Consider the following 13,839-nt stretch of genomic DNA (forward strand, 5'->3'; position numbering starts at 1 on the left):
CACCGCGACTGTGCGCGATAGTTACCGGTAACGTCACGTAACATTCGAGTCAATGTGGCGCGGAGTACGCGGGGACCGTTGCTTTTGAATAGGCCGCAGTCGGCGTATCTGCCGGGGGCGGGCACCGCTATCCGGCTAAACCCGCCTCAGTCCCCCCGACCCCAGCCGAGCACCCGCACCAACCCGGCCTGCCAGAACACGCCACCGTGCTCGCCCGGCAGTTCACGCACCACCACATCGGCGCTGGCCGCGCTGAGCGCCCCGTGCCCCCCGGTCGCGTTGCCGACCCAGAACCGCCCCTCCGCGCCGGCGCTAGAACCGCTGCCTGCTTCGGAGCCCTGCCATGGACGTCGTCACCCTCGTCGCCTTCACCATCGCCTATGCAATCGCGGTGCTCGTGCCGGGGCCCGGCGTTGCGGCAGTGGTGGCGCGAGCCCTCGGCGGCGGCTTCCGCTCGGCCTTCCCCATGGTGCTGGGAATTCTCGCCGGTGACCTGGTCTACCTGGTGTTCGCGCTGTTCGGCCTCGCCGCCATCGCCACCTGGTTCGGCCCGGTGTTCTTCGTGGTGAAGTGGGCCGGCGCGCTCTACCTGCTCTATGTCGCCTGGCAGTTCTGGAGCGCCAAGCCCGGCTCCGAGCAGATCGGCGCCAAGAAAGACGCCAGCACCTGGAAGACCTTCCTCTCCGGCTTCGCCCTCACCATGGGCAACCCCAAGACCATCGTCTTCTACCTGGCGCTGCTCCCCACGGTGATCCCGCTCGACAAGCCGATCACCGCACTGGGCTTCGCCGAACTCACCGGCATCGTGGTGGTAGTCCTCCTCGCCATCGGCTGCGCCTATGCCGGCCTAGCTGCCGCGGCGCGGGACTTCTTCCGATCGAGCAAGGCGCTGCGCATCCTCAACCGTACGGCGGGCGTGATCATGGCCAGCGCTGCGGCATTCGTGGTGGTGCGGGAGTAGTGGCTTACTTGGCCCGTGCGTTGGTCGCTGTCGGCGCCTTCTGACGCGGTTGGGCCTTTTTGCTTTCCGCCTGCGCCTTCCGAGCACTGTCAACTGACGGCTTGGCAGGCTGGGGTTTTAGCTTCAGGCGGATGCTTACGCGTCCACCTTCCTCCTCCTTCAATTCGACACTCCCGACCTTCCGAACAAGATCCCTGAGTTTCTTGAAGCCGTAGGTGCGCGGATCGAAATCAGGTGCGAGAATTGGAAGCCGGTTGCCGATCGAACTCAGCGTCATCCAGCCACGTTCGCTCTCCATCTCGCCCATCGCGCGCAGCAGCAGCCTTTCGGCCTTGGCGAGTGGCTCCAACGGCTTCGCCGCTTCCGAAGGGTCAGCTTTCGCCGGCGCATCCGGCAACAGGTTTTCGGTATAGATGAACCTACGGCAGGCCTGGCGGAAGCTTTCCGGCGTCTTCTGTTCGCCGAAGCCGAACACATCAACTCCCTGCTCCCGAATGCGCGACGCCAGCCTCGTGAAGTCGCTGTCCGACGACACAAGGCAGAAACCGTCGAACCGCCCCGAGTGCAGCAGGTCCATCGCGTCGATCACCAAAGTAATGTCCGAGGCATTCTTGCCGGTCGTATACGCGAACTGCTGCTGCGGAATGATCGCGTACTTGGTGAGAACCTCGGCCCAACTCTTTGAGTGTGTGCCCGAGAAGTCCCCGTAGATGCGGCGCACGCTTGCCTCACCTAGGTTGGCAATTTCCTCGAACAGCCCGTCCACGATCTTGGCAGAGGCGTTGTCAGCATCGATCAGAACAGCAAGGCGTGGTGGGCGAGACTCATTGGGCATAGTCGCATTCCCCGGCGTTGATGAATGTTGAAGCCTACCGCACCACCGCGCTCGCGGCGGCCAGCCCCCAATCCAGCAGCTCCTTGGCCCGCTCCGGCGTCACGCCCTCGACATAGCAGCGAAGTTCCGGCGCATTGCCGGAGGCGCGGTAGTGTACCGTGTCGCCGGAAACCAGCGAGAAGCGCGGGCCGTCGATGGTCGAGACCGATTGCACCTCGCCCACCGGCGCGAAAAACGCCTCGGCGTAGCCGGGCTGCTCGACCAGCCCCTTGAGCAGCGCCGCACTGCGTTCGCTCGCCACATGCGCCAGCCGGTCGCTGAGCGCCGCACGTACCGGCAGGGTCCGCACCAGCCCGGCGACGCTTTCGCCGAGCTTCGCCGCCGTGCCGAGCACCGCCAGCATCGGCAGCACCGCGTCGCGCGTCGGCAGCGGGCTCAGCACCCGGCCGTTGATCGTCACCGCGCTACCCAGCAGCAACCCGCCATTGGCTTCGAACCCGACAACCGCGCCGGGCGAGCCGGCAGCGGCATCTTCCATGCCGGAAATGACATAGGGCGAGCCAACCCTGGTGCGATCGACCCGGCCGAACCAGCCAACCCCCTCGATCGCCGAGTTCGAGGTGACCGGCGTCACCACCCGATCGGCCCCAAGAAAGCGCGCCGCCAGCATGCCCAGCACATCGCCGCGCACGAAATTGCCTTCACCGTCGATCAAGAGCGGCCGATCGCCGTCGCCGTCGGTCGAAACGATGGCATCGAGCCGATGCTGCCGGATCCAGGTGTGGCGCGGCTCGAACAGCGGATCGGAGAACGCTTCGGTGTCGACGGCAACGAAGCTGTCGGAACGGCCGAGCCGCACCACGTCGGCGCCGGCTCGGGTGAGGAACGACACCAATAGGTCACGCGCCACCGAGGAATGCTCGAACACCCCGACGCGCCAGCCCTTCAGCGCCGCCGCATCGAGCAGGCCGCGATAGCGCTGCCGGTAGCGGTCGCCAGACCCAGTGCTCCCATCCTCAGCGGCCCCATCGCCTGCTGGAACCGCCTCGCCCAGCGCCGCGGCGATGCCCGTCTCGTCCGCCTTGGTGATCTCGCCTGCTGCGACGTAGAACTTGAGCCCGTTGCGGTCGGCTGGGATGTGGCTGCCGGTCACCATGATCGCCGGTCCACCCAGCGCCATGGCATGCAGCGCCAATGCCGGGGTCGGCAGCACGCCGCAATCGACCGGCACGAGCCCGGCGGCGCGGATCGCCACGGCGCAATCGGCAACGATAGCAGGGCTAGAGGCGCGCAGGTCTCGCCCCAGATAGACCCGCCCCCCGGCGACCTTACCGATATGCTTGAGGAAGGCCGCCGTGTAGCGCCGCGCCGCGCCGCCGGTGAGATCGACCGCCAGGCCCCGCAGGCCGCTGGTGCCAAACTTCAGAGAATCCGCCATGCCGCACTCCTATCCCGTGAGCTTTGTCATGGGGCTGGCGGCTTCGGCAAGCGGCGCGGCGCTCTTAACCTTTCGTTCATCTTGCGCCCGCAGTCTCACCGCCATGCAGATTCAGAAGCGCACCATGAACTGGCTGCCGCGCGCCTCGCTCTACGACGAGGCCGAGGCAGCGCGCCTGAAGCGCCGGGCTCAGGCGCAATCCGATCTCGCGACCTCGGCCAACAACAATTCTGCCCTGATCTCCAGCGGCACCTCGAATGTCGGCGAGTCGATCAACCTGACGCTGCGCATCGCCGCGGCCCGTCTGCAGAACGGCACCACCAAGAAGGTCTAAAGGGTTGCATCGGCTGGGAGTATTGCCCAGTTTCAGCGCATGCCTGCCTTCGACTCGATCACCTTCTTCAACCGCGAAGTCACCCTCGTTGCCCGCGAAGTGCTGGGCGCCGAGTTCCTCGTCGATGGCGTCGGCGGCCTCATTGTCGAGACCGAAGCCTATCACCCGACCGATCCTGCCTCGCACTCGTACCGCGGCCGCACCGAGCGCAACGCCTCGATGTTCCTCGGTCCCGGTCACGTCTATGTTTACCGCTCTTACGGCATCCACTGGTGCTTCAACTTCGTCTGCGCCGACGCCTCCGCCATCCTCATCCGCGCCATCGAACCCACCGTTGGGATCGAGAAAATGGCCGAGCGCCGTGGCCTCGCTGACACCCGCGCGCTCTGCTCCGGTCCGGGCAAGCTCGGCCAGGCCCTTGCCGTAACCAGGGCCCATGATGGCCTGATGATCGACGCCCCGCCGTTCCAGTTCCGCCCGGCCGAATCTCCGCGCCCGGTGGTGATCGGGCCGCGCATCGGCATCACCAAGGCCGCCGACCTGCCCTGGCGCTTCGGCATTGCCGGTTCCGCCTTTCTCAGCAAGGCGTTTCGGCCTGCGTCGGAGTGACACGAAGTGGGGCCCCACAGGCGTGAAAGAAGACTTTCACGCGGCTTCGCGGGCTTCCTCACAGGCGCAAAAGAAGGCTTTTGCGCTGCGCAAAAGAAGGTTCTTGCGCGGTCGTACCGGGTTCCCCTTTGCGGTGGCTTTGGATAGGTTGCGCCCGAACTGAACAGGAGATGCCCGTGGCGGTCGATGCGCTGATCAAGGAATTGCTGGCAACCGGCAGCATGAACGAGGAAACCACCGCCGACTTGAATCGCTGGCAGGCCGAATTCACCGACGGCACGTTGCATGCCGACGATGCAGCCTACATCGAGGCGCTGCACGCCAAGCTCACCGGCGCCCCGCTTCCCGAAGTCGAGGCCGCAGCGCCCGCCGAGCCGGCACGCATCGATGGCCTCACCATCGAGGATTGGCGCGATCGCGCCTTGCGCGCCGAGAGCGAACTCGCCGCCCTCAAGGACAGCGTCAGCGCTGCCAGCGCCTGACCTTGCTGCTCGCGCCACGTTGACCTCCGATTGACTGGACATCACCCGCAGCGGCGTGGGTGATAAGCGCCTGTCATTGCGGAGGAATCACATGCGCCCGTTGCTTGCCGCCCTCGCTGCCCTCGCCACGGCGCCGGCCCTGGCCCAGCCGGTGGCGCTGGCCACCCGGCTGATCACCGACCGGCTCGACCAGCCGGTCTACGCCGTCGCACCGCCCGCCGATCCGCGGCTGTTCGTGGTCGAGCAGACCGGGCGCATCCGCATCCTCGTCGATGGCCATCTTGCTGAGGCGCCATTCCTCGATCTCAGCGGCAGCGTCAGCAGCGGCGGCGAGCAGGGCCTGCTCGGCCTCGCCTTCCATCCCGACTACGCCGCGAACGGCCGCTTCTTCGTCAATTACACCGACACCGAAGGCGACACCCGCATCGTCGGCTACAAAGTCTCCGCCGATCCCGCTATCGCCGACCCCGGTTCGGCTACCGAACTGCTGCACATCGACCAGCCCTATGCCAACCACAATGGCGGCTGGCTCGGCTTCGGCCCCAACGGTTACCTCTATATCGGCATGGGCGATGGCGGCTCGCGCGGCGATCCCGAAAACCGGGCGCAGAACCCCGACGAGCTGCTCGGCAAGATCCTCAGGCTCGACGTCGACGGCGCCGCGCCCTACGCCATCCCTGCCGACAATCCCTTCGCCAATGGCGACGGTCGCCCGGAGATCTTCGCTGTCGGCGTCCGCAACCCCTGGCGCGCGGCTTTTGACGGCACCGACTTCTACATCGCCGATGTCGGCCAGAACGGCTATGAGGAAATCACCGTCATCGGCGCCGACGATGCCGGCGCCAACCTCGGCTGGAGGGTGATGGAAGGCCCGGCCTGCTACGGCGCCGAAACCTGCGACCAGGCCGGCCTCGTGCCGCCCACCTACAGCTACTCGCACGACACCGGCGGCTGCTCGATCACCGGCGGCTACGTCTACCGCGGCAAGGCAATCCCCGAGCTCGCCGGCCAGTATTTCTTCGCCGATTTCTGCGACAGCCGCGTCCACTCCTTCGCCTATGCCAACGGCCGGCCCGGCGACATTACCTACTGGAACGAACAGCTCGGCGCTCTCGGCGCCATCACCTCGTTCGGTGTCGATAGCGAGGGGGAACTGTACATCACCACGATCGAGGGCAACCTGTTTGAGGTGGTGCGGGCTCAGTGAGAGTGAGTGCCCTCCATATTTCGGAGAATCGCCTGTGCTGCCTGGAAACTCTGATAAAGATAACTATATCATGTGAGGATATGATATGAGTGGCGAGTTGGAACATGCTCTGGCGTTCCTGCTCGCCTTCGATGGCCGCGTTCACCACTACGCGGATGGGTACTTCGTGAAGTTCGAGATACGCCAGGTGGAGCCGACGAAGGAGCGTCCACATGGTTTGCGCTACTCCTTCACGCTGCACGGTCCGAAAGGTGAGCGCCTGGTCGGTTTCGACAATGCTCACGCGGTGGCGCCGCTCGGATCGCGGTACAAGAGCAAGCCGGTGGTTACCGACCACTGGCACCGCACCGAAGACGACGCGGGAAGGCCCTACAGCTTCGAAAGGGCGGAGAAGCTGGTGGACGACTTCTTTGACGAAGTGGAGCGCGTTCTAGGGGAGCGCGGCATCTCCTTTGACGTCGTCGAAGTGGAAGACAGGAGTGAAGAATGACCGAAGTGAAGCTTCAAAGGCACAAGGATTTGCGGGCACAGATGAAAGCTGTGGCGCGGGGCGAAAAGCCTGCCCCGGCGGATGCTGCACTGCCGAGTTTCGAATCCGCCGAAGTGCTGCTTCGTCTGCTCACCCCTGACAATCGCGAACTCCTGCGCATGATCCGCGATGAGCATCCACAGTCGGTGGCCGAACTCGCGAGGCTCAGCAAGCGGGCCCAGCCAAACCTGCTGCGCACGCTCGGCAAGCTCGAGGCCTTCGGGCTCATCGAGATGACCTCATCCGGGAACCGCCGCATCCCGACATCGAAGGTCACCCGGCTATCGGTTCAGATCGATCCCTACTCGCTGAACGACAAACTCGAGATCGCGTAGGGCGTCTAGTGGCGTCAGAAAGTTGGTGGGCCCACCAGGACTCGAACCTGGAACCAGACCGTTATGAGCGGTCGGCTCTAACCATTGAGCTATGGGCCCCTGCCCCGTGAGCGGAGCGCCGCCTCCTTAGCAAGAGGCGGCCTCGAAGCAAAGCCATAGCTCGTAACGCATTGCCTCAGCCTACCATTCCTCATCTCGTCGTGATTTTTCTGTTCGCTGGTGTCGATCGTGTCGAAAGCCGTTCGTCGTGTTGATGAACGGCCCATTGGCGGGCCGGCGACAACAGGAGAAATGACATGCGTAAGATCACTGCAGGCTTCTTTCATTCGGTCGACGGCGTCATCGAGGCGCCCAATCTCTGGCAGGGCGACGCCTTCGACGACGAACTGGGCGCGCTGCTCGGCGAGGTGATGGGCAAGACCGATGCCGTCATCATGGGACGGGTCGGCTACCAGGATTGGGCCGGCTACTGGCCCACCGCCGAGGCCGACCAGGGCTTTGCCGATTACATCAACGCCGTGCCGAAATACGTGGCCTCCCGCACCGTGAGCCAGGAGCAGTTGAGCTGGAAGAACACCACCCTGATCAACGGCGACCTCTTGGCTTTCGCCCGCGACCTGAAGAACCGCGACGGTGGCGACATCGCCGTCATGGGTGGCGTCGACGTCGCCCGCCAACTGTTCTTCGCCGGTTTGCTGGAAGAGCTGACGCTGATCACCCACCCGGTGGTCGCCGGCAAGGGGAAGCGCATGTTCGAGGCCACCGACCCGATCACCCAGCTGGTGCTGAAGAAGTCGACCATTACCAGCCGGGGCAACGTCGTCGTCACCTACGGCCTGCGGTCGGACTGACAAAGCAAGGCCCGCGCATCCTGTCGACGCGCGGGCCTCAGAACTATCGCCGCTGTCGGTCTCAGCCGGCGGCGGTGTAGGCCGTCTTCACCTGGGTGAAGAACTCGGCGGCGTACTTGCCCTGCTCCTTGGGGCCGTAGCTCGAGCCCTTGCGGCCACCGAACGGCACGTGGAAATCGACGCCGGCGGTCGGCACGTTGACCATCACCATGCCGGCTTCGGCATTGCGCTTGAAGTGCGTGGCGTATTTCAGCGAGGTGGTGACGATGCCGGCCGAGAGACCGAACTCGGTGTCGTTGGCGACGGCCAGCGCCTCGTCATAGTCCTTGACGCGGATCACCGCGGCCACCGGCCCGAAGATCTCTTCGCGGGCGATGCGCATCTGGTTGGTCGCTTCGGTGAACAAAGCCGGCTGCAGGAAGTAGCCCGGGTTGTCGCGCTTTACCAGATCGCCGCCGACGACGAGCTTGGCGCCCTCGCCCTTGCCGATCTCGATATAGTCGGTGTCCTGCTTGAGCTGGCCAGGATCGACCACCGGGCCGATCTCGGTGTCCTTGGCGATGGCGTCGCCGACTTTGAGGTTGCGGATGCGCTCGGTGAGCGCCGCAACGAACGCGTCGTGGATGCCTTCGGTGACGATCAGGCGCGACGAGGCGGTGCAGCGCTGCCCGGTCGAGTAGAAGGCGCTCTGCGCCGTTGTTTCGACCGCTACCTTGAGGTCGGCGTCGTCGAGCACGATGGTCGGGTTCTTGCCGCCCATCTCGAGCTGGAACTTGCGCATGACCTTGACGCTAGCCTCGGCGACGCGGCGGCCGGTGTTCACCGAGCCGGTGAAGGTCTGGGCCACGATATCCTTGCTATCGAGCATCGCCTGACCGACCACCGAGCCCTTGCCCATCACCAGGTTGAGCACGCCCTTGGGCAGCCCGTTGCGGTGCAGGATATCGACGATCGCCCACGAGCAGCCCGGCACCAGGTCGGCCGGCTTGAACACCACGGTGTTGCCGTAGCAGAGCGCTGGCGCGATCTTCCAGGCCGGGATGGCGATCGGGAAGTTCCACGGCGTGATGATGCCGACGACGCCCATGGCCTCGCGCGTCATCTCGACGCCGACACCCGGACGCACCGACGGCACGCTCTCACCCGAGAGGCGCAGCGCCTCGCCGGCGAAGAACTCGAAAATCTGCCCGGCGCGGGTGACTTCGCCGAGGCCCTCGGCAAGGGTCTTGCCTTCTTCACGGCTCAGCAGCTCACCGAGCTCGGCCTTGCGGGCGAAGATCTCGTGCGCGGTCTTACTGAGGATTTCCCAGCGCTGCAGGATGCCCGAGCGCGACCAGGCCGGGAACGCCGCCTTGGCCGCCGCGATGGCGTCGAGCGTGTCCTGCTGGGAAGCGCGCGCATAGACGCCCACCACTTCGTTGGTGTTGGAGGGGTTGATATTGTTCACCCCGTCCCCGCCGACCCATTCGCCGTTGATGAGATTCTTGTGCAGTTCGGTCATGGGGAGATTCCTTGGTTACAAAGTGCGCAAGGCACGATTGTCGTCGTTTTCACCGGGTCATTCCCGCGAAAGCGGGAAACTCTGTTTCTGGTGCGCGCCCGCAAACGGAGGTTCCCGCTTTCGCGGGAATGACACCGAGCGTGGGGCTAAAGCAGATCCGCCTTTGCCAGGTCCCTGAGCAAATGGCTGGCGCCATAGGTCCAGGGGGCCGCCTCGGTGGCGAGGCGCACGGTGTTAGATAGGGTGCCGAGCGACGGCGTCGAGATCGACACCACGTCGCCGAGTTTGTGGGTGAAGCCCTTGCCGGCACCGCCACGATCCTTCACCGGCGCAAACATGGTGCCGAGATAGACGACGAGCCCATCCGGATACTGGTGATGCCGGCCGACGGTGGCGCCGACGATCGCCTCGGGCGAGCGCGAGATCTGGCTCATGTTGGACACGCCGGTCAGTTCGAACCCGTCCTCGCCGGTAACGCTGAGCGCGATATCAGCGGCCTTCACCGTCTCGATGGTGAACTTGCCATCGAACAGCCGGATGAACGGCCCGAGCGAGGCGGAGGCGTTATTGTCCTTGGCCTTGCCCAGCAGCAGCGCCGAACGGCCCTCGACGTCACGCAGGTTCACGTCGTTGCCGAGCGTTGCGCCGACAATGGTGCCCTTGGAGTTCACCACCATCGCCACTTCTGGCTCCGGGTTGTTCCACTCCGAAATCGGCAGGATGCCGACGTCGGCGCCGAACCCCACCGAGGCCATCGGTTGGCACTTGGTGAAAATCTCGGCGTCCGGCCCGATGCCGACTTCGAGATACTGGCTCCACACGCCGCGCGCGATCAGCGTCTTCTTGACCTCCATCGCGGCGGGCGAACCGGGCTCGAGCTGGCTGAGATCGGTACCCACCAGCCCCAGGATATCCTTGCGCAGTTCATCGGCCTTGGCCTTGTCGCCGCGCGCCTGCTCCTCGATGACGCGTTCGAGCAGCGACACGACGAACGTCACGCCCGCCGCCTTCACCGCCTGCAGGTCGATCGGCGACAGCAGCGACGGCGCTTTGAGGTCAGTCTTGCCCGACCACGAGTTGGCGAGAATCTGGTGCAGGTTGCCGATCACCGGCCCTTTGGCCGAGGCGACGTAAGCTGCGGGGTCGCCCTGCTCGGCGATGTCGCGCGAGGTCGGCGCGGCCTTCGAGGTGATATCGACGATATCCTCGCCGCGCACCGTGATCACCCGCGGATGCTCGTATCCGGGCACTCGGGCCCGCCCCAGAAGCACGCCTTCGCTAGGAACTTGTCGGTTGGCCACGGCACTCCCCCGGTTTTCGGACGGGCTACCTAACCTGCCGTCCCAAAGCCTGTCCAGCACGGGTCGAGGCACGTAACTCAAACTTTCGTCGGTCCGCGACCCAAGGTTGGCGCAATCTCCGGCGTCTTATGTCTCGGAAGCGGCGTTCAAATCCCGTTCAGGTTCGCCGCACTAACACGCCGGTTGGCTGGGACATATTTCCCAACCAAAAGGCCACATAGGAGAGACGCATGCGTCCGTTTACTGCCGCCATCATTCCCCTGTTCCTCGCTACCGCGCTGACTGCCACCCCCGTATTCGCGCAGGAGACGACACAAGTGAACGGCACCATTTCGATCAGCGGCATCGGCGAAGTCACCTCGGCGCCCGACACCGCCTTCGTCAATTCCGGTGTCACCAGCCAGGGCGCCACCGCCCGCGAAGCGCTCGATGCCAACACCAAGGCAATGGGCGAACTGATCGAGACGCTGAAGGCCGCCGGCATCGAAGCACGCGACATCCAGACCTCGGGCTTCTCGGTCAGCCCGAACTACGTCTATTCCGATGCGCGCGACGCCAATGGCTACCAGTTGCCGCCCAAGATCACCGGCTACCAGGTCTATAACAACGTCAACGTCCGTGTGCGCGAACTGGCAACGCTCGGCTCGGTACTCGACAAGGCCGTGACCGTCGGCGCCAACACCATCAACGGCGTCAGCTTCTCGGTCGCCGACCCCAGCAAGCTCTACGACGAAGCCCGCAAGGCCGCCTTCGCCGACGCCAAGGCCAAGGCCGCGCTCTATGCCGGCGTGGCTGGCGAAGAGCTCGGCAGCATCCGCAACATCAGCGAAGTGCAGGGCATGGGCACGCCGCAGCCCTACATGATGAAAGCCTCGGCTGATTCCGTCGCGGCCGGCGCCGTGCCGATCGAGGGTGGCGAGCTCAGCTACTCGATCAACGTCCAGGTCACCTGGGACTTTGCCGACTAACCAGCTTCCCTGGAAGCTGCCAATTGCCCCGGCCTGGTGCCGGGGCAAAACTTTTGTAGCTCCCGTTCAACTTGGCCACAATTGCGCCGCCAAGTTTACCGCAAGTCATTGCGTTGACTTGGGCAATGGGGATTTCATCGTGAAACTGTCTCGTTACGCGCTGGTGCTTGCAGTGGCGCTGCTCCCGACATGTGCGTTCGCACAGGATTCGACCATTGTCCGGCAGGAGATCGACAAACGCCCATACATCTACATAGAGGCAAGCGGACGTATTGAAACCGCCGCGGACCTGACCAAGATCGCGATCAGTCTCTCGGAAAAGCGGAAATCCCCCGAAGAGGCGACCAAGCTTATTTCCGACAAGATCGCCCAGCTTCGCGCCGCGCTGACCCAACTGGGTATCGCCGACAGTTCGGTCGAGACCAAGAGCTTTCAGTTTGCCAAGGTCTACTTGATCGCCAAGGACAAGAAGGGCGAACCCGTTTCCAGTTTCGCCGACCCCGACCGCGACAAGTTCGACGGTTTCCGCGCCACCTACAACGCCGTGGCGACACTCGCAACGACCGATAGGATCGGTGAAGTCCTGAGCAGCGCCAGCGCGCTCGGCATTGAAGTCAACTCCGTAACGTTCGCCAGCTCGCGCGAGGCCGAGTTTGTCGAGCAGGTCCGGAAAATCGCGGCCGATAAAGCCCGCAGCCGAGCCGAGGTCTACGCACAATCGCTGGGCGGTACTCTCGGTGACCTGCTCAATGTCAAAGAGGGTACGGGCTACAACCCCGACACCATGGCCTATACCCCCCTGGAGGGGTACGCGGATCTCGCGGTGCTCGACCCGTCTACAGCTCCCATGGCGATCGCTCCCGGGAAACTGACCTACGAGGCCTCCGTGTCTGCCAAGTGGGCCCTCGCCCCGGCGAAGTAGGCCCTACCCGGCGATCGCCTTCCAGATCATGTTCAGCCCGACCAGTGTCAGGAACACTGCGAAGGCGATCTTCAGGGTCCGCTGCTGCAGCTTGTGCGCCAGTGCTGCGCCGAGCGGCGCGCAGAGCGCCGCGGTGACTCCGATCAGCACCAGCGCCACGATATTGATATAGCCAAGGCTGAGCGGCGGGCGCCCTTCGACGCTCCAGCCCGAGATGATGAAGCCGAGCGTGCCCGACAGCGCGATGAACACCCCGATCGCCGCGCCGGTGCCCACCGCTTTGTGCATCGAGGCGCCGAAGGCGTGGATGGTCGGCACGCTCAGCGAGCCGCCTCCTACGCCCATCAGCGCCGAGATATAGCCGACCACCGCCGCCGAGATCCGGTGCGTCAGAGCCGAATCCCTCAAGTGTCCCATCAGCCGCTCCTGGAACGGCAGGACGATATTGGCGGCAATGAACAGCGCCACGACGCCGAACACGATGCGCAGCACGTCGCCGGTATAGAGCCCCGCCATCAGCCCGCCGACAAAGGTGGCGACCACCACCACCGGCGCCCAGAGTTTCAGGATGCGATGGTCCACCGCGCCGCGCTTGTCATGCGCCCGGGCGCTGGCAATGCCGGTCGGGATGATGATGGCGAGCGAGGTGCCAACTGCAATGTGCTGCACCACGTCGCTGTCATAGCCCAGCAGCGCCAGGGCCGAGGCCAGCGCCGGCACGATGATGGCGCCGCCACCGATGCCCAGTAGACCCGCCGCGATGCCGGAAATGACCCCGGTCGCCAGCAGCCCGAGGACAAACGGCCAGTAGCTCAGAAGCTCGCCCAAGATCGACTCCAACGACACCAACCTCAACGGGATCGCATGAAAAGGGGCGCGAACCCTAGGCCACCGCTGCCGAATCCGTCCATTGCCGCGTGATCGGCGGCGGCCCAACTGGTGCCACGATTGACCGGTCCTGTCGCGGTACGGAACCGCACGCGCATGAGGGGCGTTCGGCATTCAATGGGCAAATTCATATCGCAGCAGGTTTGTCGGCCGTTCAGGTTCGGTTCAGCCCGTCTGCGTCACTTTTCGTACAACTGACTCCAAAACAAGGATAAAACCCATGCGCTTTCGAAACTGGCTCCTGACCGGCACCAGTCTCGCCGTTCTCGCATTGGTGCCGGGCGCCGCGTTCGCGCAGCAGGCCGAATACGACGCCTTGCAGCAGGCGCAGGCTTCCGGCGACGCAGACGCGATCAACAACGCGCGGCAGGCGCTGACCGACACCTGCATCGTGAACGGCTATTCGAGTATCGAGGAATGCATCGCGGCGATCACCGGCGGTGGCCAGCCCGCGGCCGCGCCTGAAGATGATGCCGCCGCCCAGGCGGCCGAGGAGGCTCGCGCCGCTGAAGACGCCAGGGCTGCCGAGGAAGCGGCCGCAGCCGCCGCGCAGGCCGAGGCCGACGCCCAGGCAGCCGAGCAAGCGCGCGCCGCAGAAGAAGCCAAGGCCGCCGAAGAGGCAGCCGCCGCTGCCGCGCAGGCCGAAGCTGACGCACAGGCAGCTGAAGAGGCCAAGGC

16 protein-coding genes and 1 tRNA gene are annotated in these 13,839 nt (G+C 64.8%); 11 read left to right on the forward strand and 6 right to left on the reverse strand.

Features of this window, described 5'->3' with window-relative positions; genetic code table 11:
- Positions 1 to 343 precede the first annotated feature (343 nt).
- Positions 344 to 961, forward strand: coding sequence for a LysE family translocator (locus VW23_RS14400; protein ID WP_069910251.1), 618 nt, complete (start codon positions 344 to 346; stop codon positions 959 to 961).
- 4 nt (positions 962 to 965) lie between these two features.
- On the opposite strand, the gene VW23_RS14405 is transcribed toward VW23_RS14400, so the two are convergent.
- Together VW23_RS14405 and VW23_RS14410 are read right to left on the reverse strand one after the other, a co-directional pair.
- Positions 966 to 1,796, reverse strand: a complete 831-nt coding sequence (locus tag VW23_RS14405; RefSeq protein WP_069910252.1) for an NYN domain-containing protein — start codon at positions 1,794 to 1,796, stop codon at positions 966 to 968.
- Positions 1,797 to 1,830: 34 nt separating this feature from the next.
- Complete coding sequence (locus VW23_RS14410; protein WP_069910253.1) at positions 1,831 to 3,234, reverse strand: phosphomannomutase; 1,404 nt, start codon at positions 3,232 to 3,234, stop codon at positions 1,831 to 1,833.
- Positions 3,235 to 3,337: 103 nt separating this feature from the next.
- On the opposite strand from VW23_RS14410, the gene VW23_RS14415 reads away from it, so the two are divergent.
- The 6 genes from VW23_RS14415 to VW23_RS14440 all read left to right on the forward strand — a co-directional run bounded on the left by VW23_RS14415 (position 3,338) and on the right by VW23_RS14440 (position 6,730).
- Positions 3,338 to 3,568 carry a hypothetical protein gene (locus VW23_RS14415; RefSeq protein WP_069910254.1) on the forward strand — a complete coding sequence of 77 codons (231 nt, stop codon included), beginning with the start codon at positions 3,338 to 3,340 and terminating at the stop codon, positions 3,566 to 3,568.
- A gap of 39 nt (positions 3,569 to 3,607) precedes the next feature.
- Positions 3,608 to 4,177: a DNA-3-methyladenine glycosylase gene (locus VW23_RS14420; protein WP_069910255.1), complete on the forward strand. Its 570-nt coding sequence runs from the start codon at positions 3,608 to 3,610 to the stop codon at positions 4,175 to 4,177.
- A 176-nt stretch (positions 4,178 to 4,353) separates the two neighbouring features.
- Positions 4,354 to 4,659, forward strand: coding sequence for a hypothetical protein (locus tag VW23_RS14425; protein WP_069910256.1), 306 nt, complete (start codon positions 4,354 to 4,356; stop codon positions 4,657 to 4,659).
- 91 nt (positions 4,660 to 4,750) lie between these two features.
- Positions 4,751 to 5,866, forward strand: coding sequence for a PQQ-dependent sugar dehydrogenase (locus VW23_RS14430; RefSeq protein WP_069910257.1), 1,116 nt, complete (start codon positions 4,751 to 4,753; stop codon positions 5,864 to 5,866).
- Between the two features lie 85 nt (positions 5,867 to 5,951).
- Entirely contained in the window at positions 5,952 to 6,356 is a 405-nt protein-coding gene (locus VW23_RS14435) for a toxin-antitoxin system TumE family protein (RefSeq protein ID WP_069910258.1), read from the forward strand.
- A complete protein-coding gene (locus VW23_RS14440) occupies positions 6,353 to 6,730 on the forward strand; it encodes an HVO_A0114 family putative DNA-binding protein (protein ID WP_069910259.1) in 378 nt (125 codons plus the stop codon). The genes VW23_RS14435 and VW23_RS14440 overlap by 4 nt, the downstream gene beginning before the upstream one ends.
- A 23-nt stretch (positions 6,731 to 6,753) precedes the next feature.
- On the opposite strand, the gene VW23_RS14445 is transcribed toward VW23_RS14440, so the two are convergent.
- Positions 6,754 to 6,829: transfer RNA gene (locus VW23_RS14445), tRNA-Ile, on the reverse strand.
- A gap of 197 nt (positions 6,830 to 7,026) precedes the next feature.
- On the opposite strand from VW23_RS14445, the gene VW23_RS14450 reads away from it, so the two are divergent.
- Positions 7,027 to 7,581: a dihydrofolate reductase family protein gene (locus VW23_RS14450; RefSeq protein ID WP_069910260.1), complete on the forward strand. Its 555-nt coding sequence runs from the start codon at positions 7,027 to 7,029 to the stop codon at positions 7,579 to 7,581.
- Between the two features lie 61 nt (positions 7,582 to 7,642).
- On the opposite strand, the gene VW23_RS14455 is transcribed toward VW23_RS14450, so the two are convergent.
- Both VW23_RS14455 and VW23_RS14460 read right to left on the reverse strand, forming a co-directional pair.
- Positions 7,643 to 9,082 (reverse strand): aldehyde dehydrogenase family protein, encoded by a 1,440-nt coding sequence (locus tag VW23_RS14455; RefSeq protein ID WP_069910261.1) that lies wholly within the window; start codon positions 9,080 to 9,082, stop codon positions 7,643 to 7,645.
- Between the two features lie 146 nt (positions 9,083 to 9,228).
- Entirely contained in the window at positions 9,229 to 10,332 is a 1,104-nt protein-coding gene (locus tag VW23_RS14460) for a fumarylacetoacetate hydrolase family protein (protein WP_244513595.1), read from the reverse strand.
- A 281-nt stretch (positions 10,333 to 10,613) separates the two neighbouring features.
- On the opposite strand from VW23_RS14460, the gene VW23_RS14465 reads away from it, so the two are divergent.
- Together VW23_RS14465 and VW23_RS14470 are read left to right on the forward strand one after the other, a co-directional pair.
- Entirely contained in the window at positions 10,614 to 11,351 is a 738-nt protein-coding gene (locus tag VW23_RS14465) for an SIMPL domain-containing protein (protein ID WP_069910263.1), read from the forward strand.
- Between the two features lie 139 nt (positions 11,352 to 11,490).
- Positions 11,491 to 12,273 (forward strand): SIMPL domain-containing protein, encoded by a 783-nt coding sequence (locus VW23_RS14470; RefSeq protein ID WP_176730402.1) that lies wholly within the window; start codon positions 11,491 to 11,493, stop codon positions 12,271 to 12,273.
- Between the two features lie 3 nt (positions 12,274 to 12,276).
- Here VW23_RS14470 and VW23_RS14475 read toward each other — a convergent pair whose 3' ends face one another.
- A complete protein-coding gene (locus tag VW23_RS14475; protein WP_244488501.1) occupies positions 12,277 to 13,101 on the reverse strand; it encodes a sulfite exporter TauE/SafE family protein in 825 nt (274 codons plus the stop codon).
- A gap of 280 nt (positions 13,102 to 13,381) precedes the next feature.
- Here VW23_RS14475 and VW23_RS14480 point away from each other — a divergent pair.
- Positions 13,382 to 13,839 (forward strand): hypothetical protein (locus tag VW23_RS14480; RefSeq protein WP_201788052.1); only part of this gene is annotated, 458 nt, incomplete at its 3' end.

It is taken from the genome of Devosia insulae DS-56 (assembly GCF_000970465.2).
In the GTDB taxonomy this organism is placed as follows: domain Bacteria; phylum Pseudomonadota; class Alphaproteobacteria; order Rhizobiales; family Devosiaceae; genus Devosia_A; species Devosia_A insulae.

What these genes read in the sequence shown, in the direction of transcription:
- VW23_RS14465 (WP_069910263.1), top strand. Translation starts at nt 10,614, where the DNA reads ATGCGTCCGTTTACTGCCGCCATCATTCCCCTGTTCCTCGCTACCGCG.
- VW23_RS14420 (WP_069910255.1), top strand. Translation starts at nt 3,608, where the DNA reads ATGCCTGCCTTCGACTCGATCACCTTCTTCAACCGCGAAGTCACCCTC.
- VW23_RS14455 (WP_069910261.1), bottom strand. Translation starts at nt 9,082, where the DNA reads ATGACCGAACTGCACAAGAATCTCATCAACGGCGAATGGGTCGGCGGG.
- VW23_RS14405 (WP_069910252.1), bottom strand. Translation starts at nt 1,796, where the DNA reads ATGCCCAATGAGTCTCGCCCACCACGCCTTGCTGTTCTGATCGATGCT.
- VW23_RS14400 (WP_069910251.1), top strand. Translation starts at nt 344, where the DNA reads ATGGACGTCGTCACCCTCGTCGCCTTCACCATCGCCTATGCAATCGCG.
- VW23_RS14450 (WP_069910260.1), top strand. Translation starts at nt 7,027, where the DNA reads ATGCGTAAGATCACTGCAGGCTTCTTTCATTCGGTCGACGGCGTCATC.
- VW23_RS14410 (WP_069910253.1), bottom strand. Translation starts at nt 3,234, where the DNA reads ATGGCGGATTCTCTGAAGTTTGGCACCAGCGGCCTGCGGGGCCTGGCG.
- VW23_RS14435 (WP_069910258.1), top strand. Translation starts at nt 5,952, where the DNA reads ATGAGTGGCGAGTTGGAACATGCTCTGGCGTTCCTGCTCGCCTTCGAT.
- VW23_RS14415 (WP_069910254.1), top strand. Translation starts at nt 3,338, where the DNA reads ATGCAGATTCAGAAGCGCACCATGAACTGGCTGCCGCGCGCCTCGCTC.
- VW23_RS14440 (WP_069910259.1), top strand. Translation starts at nt 6,353, where the DNA reads ATGACCGAAGTGAAGCTTCAAAGGCACAAGGATTTGCGGGCACAGATG.
- VW23_RS14430 (WP_069910257.1), top strand. Translation starts at nt 4,751, where the DNA reads ATGCGCCCGTTGCTTGCCGCCCTCGCTGCCCTCGCCACGGCGCCGGCC.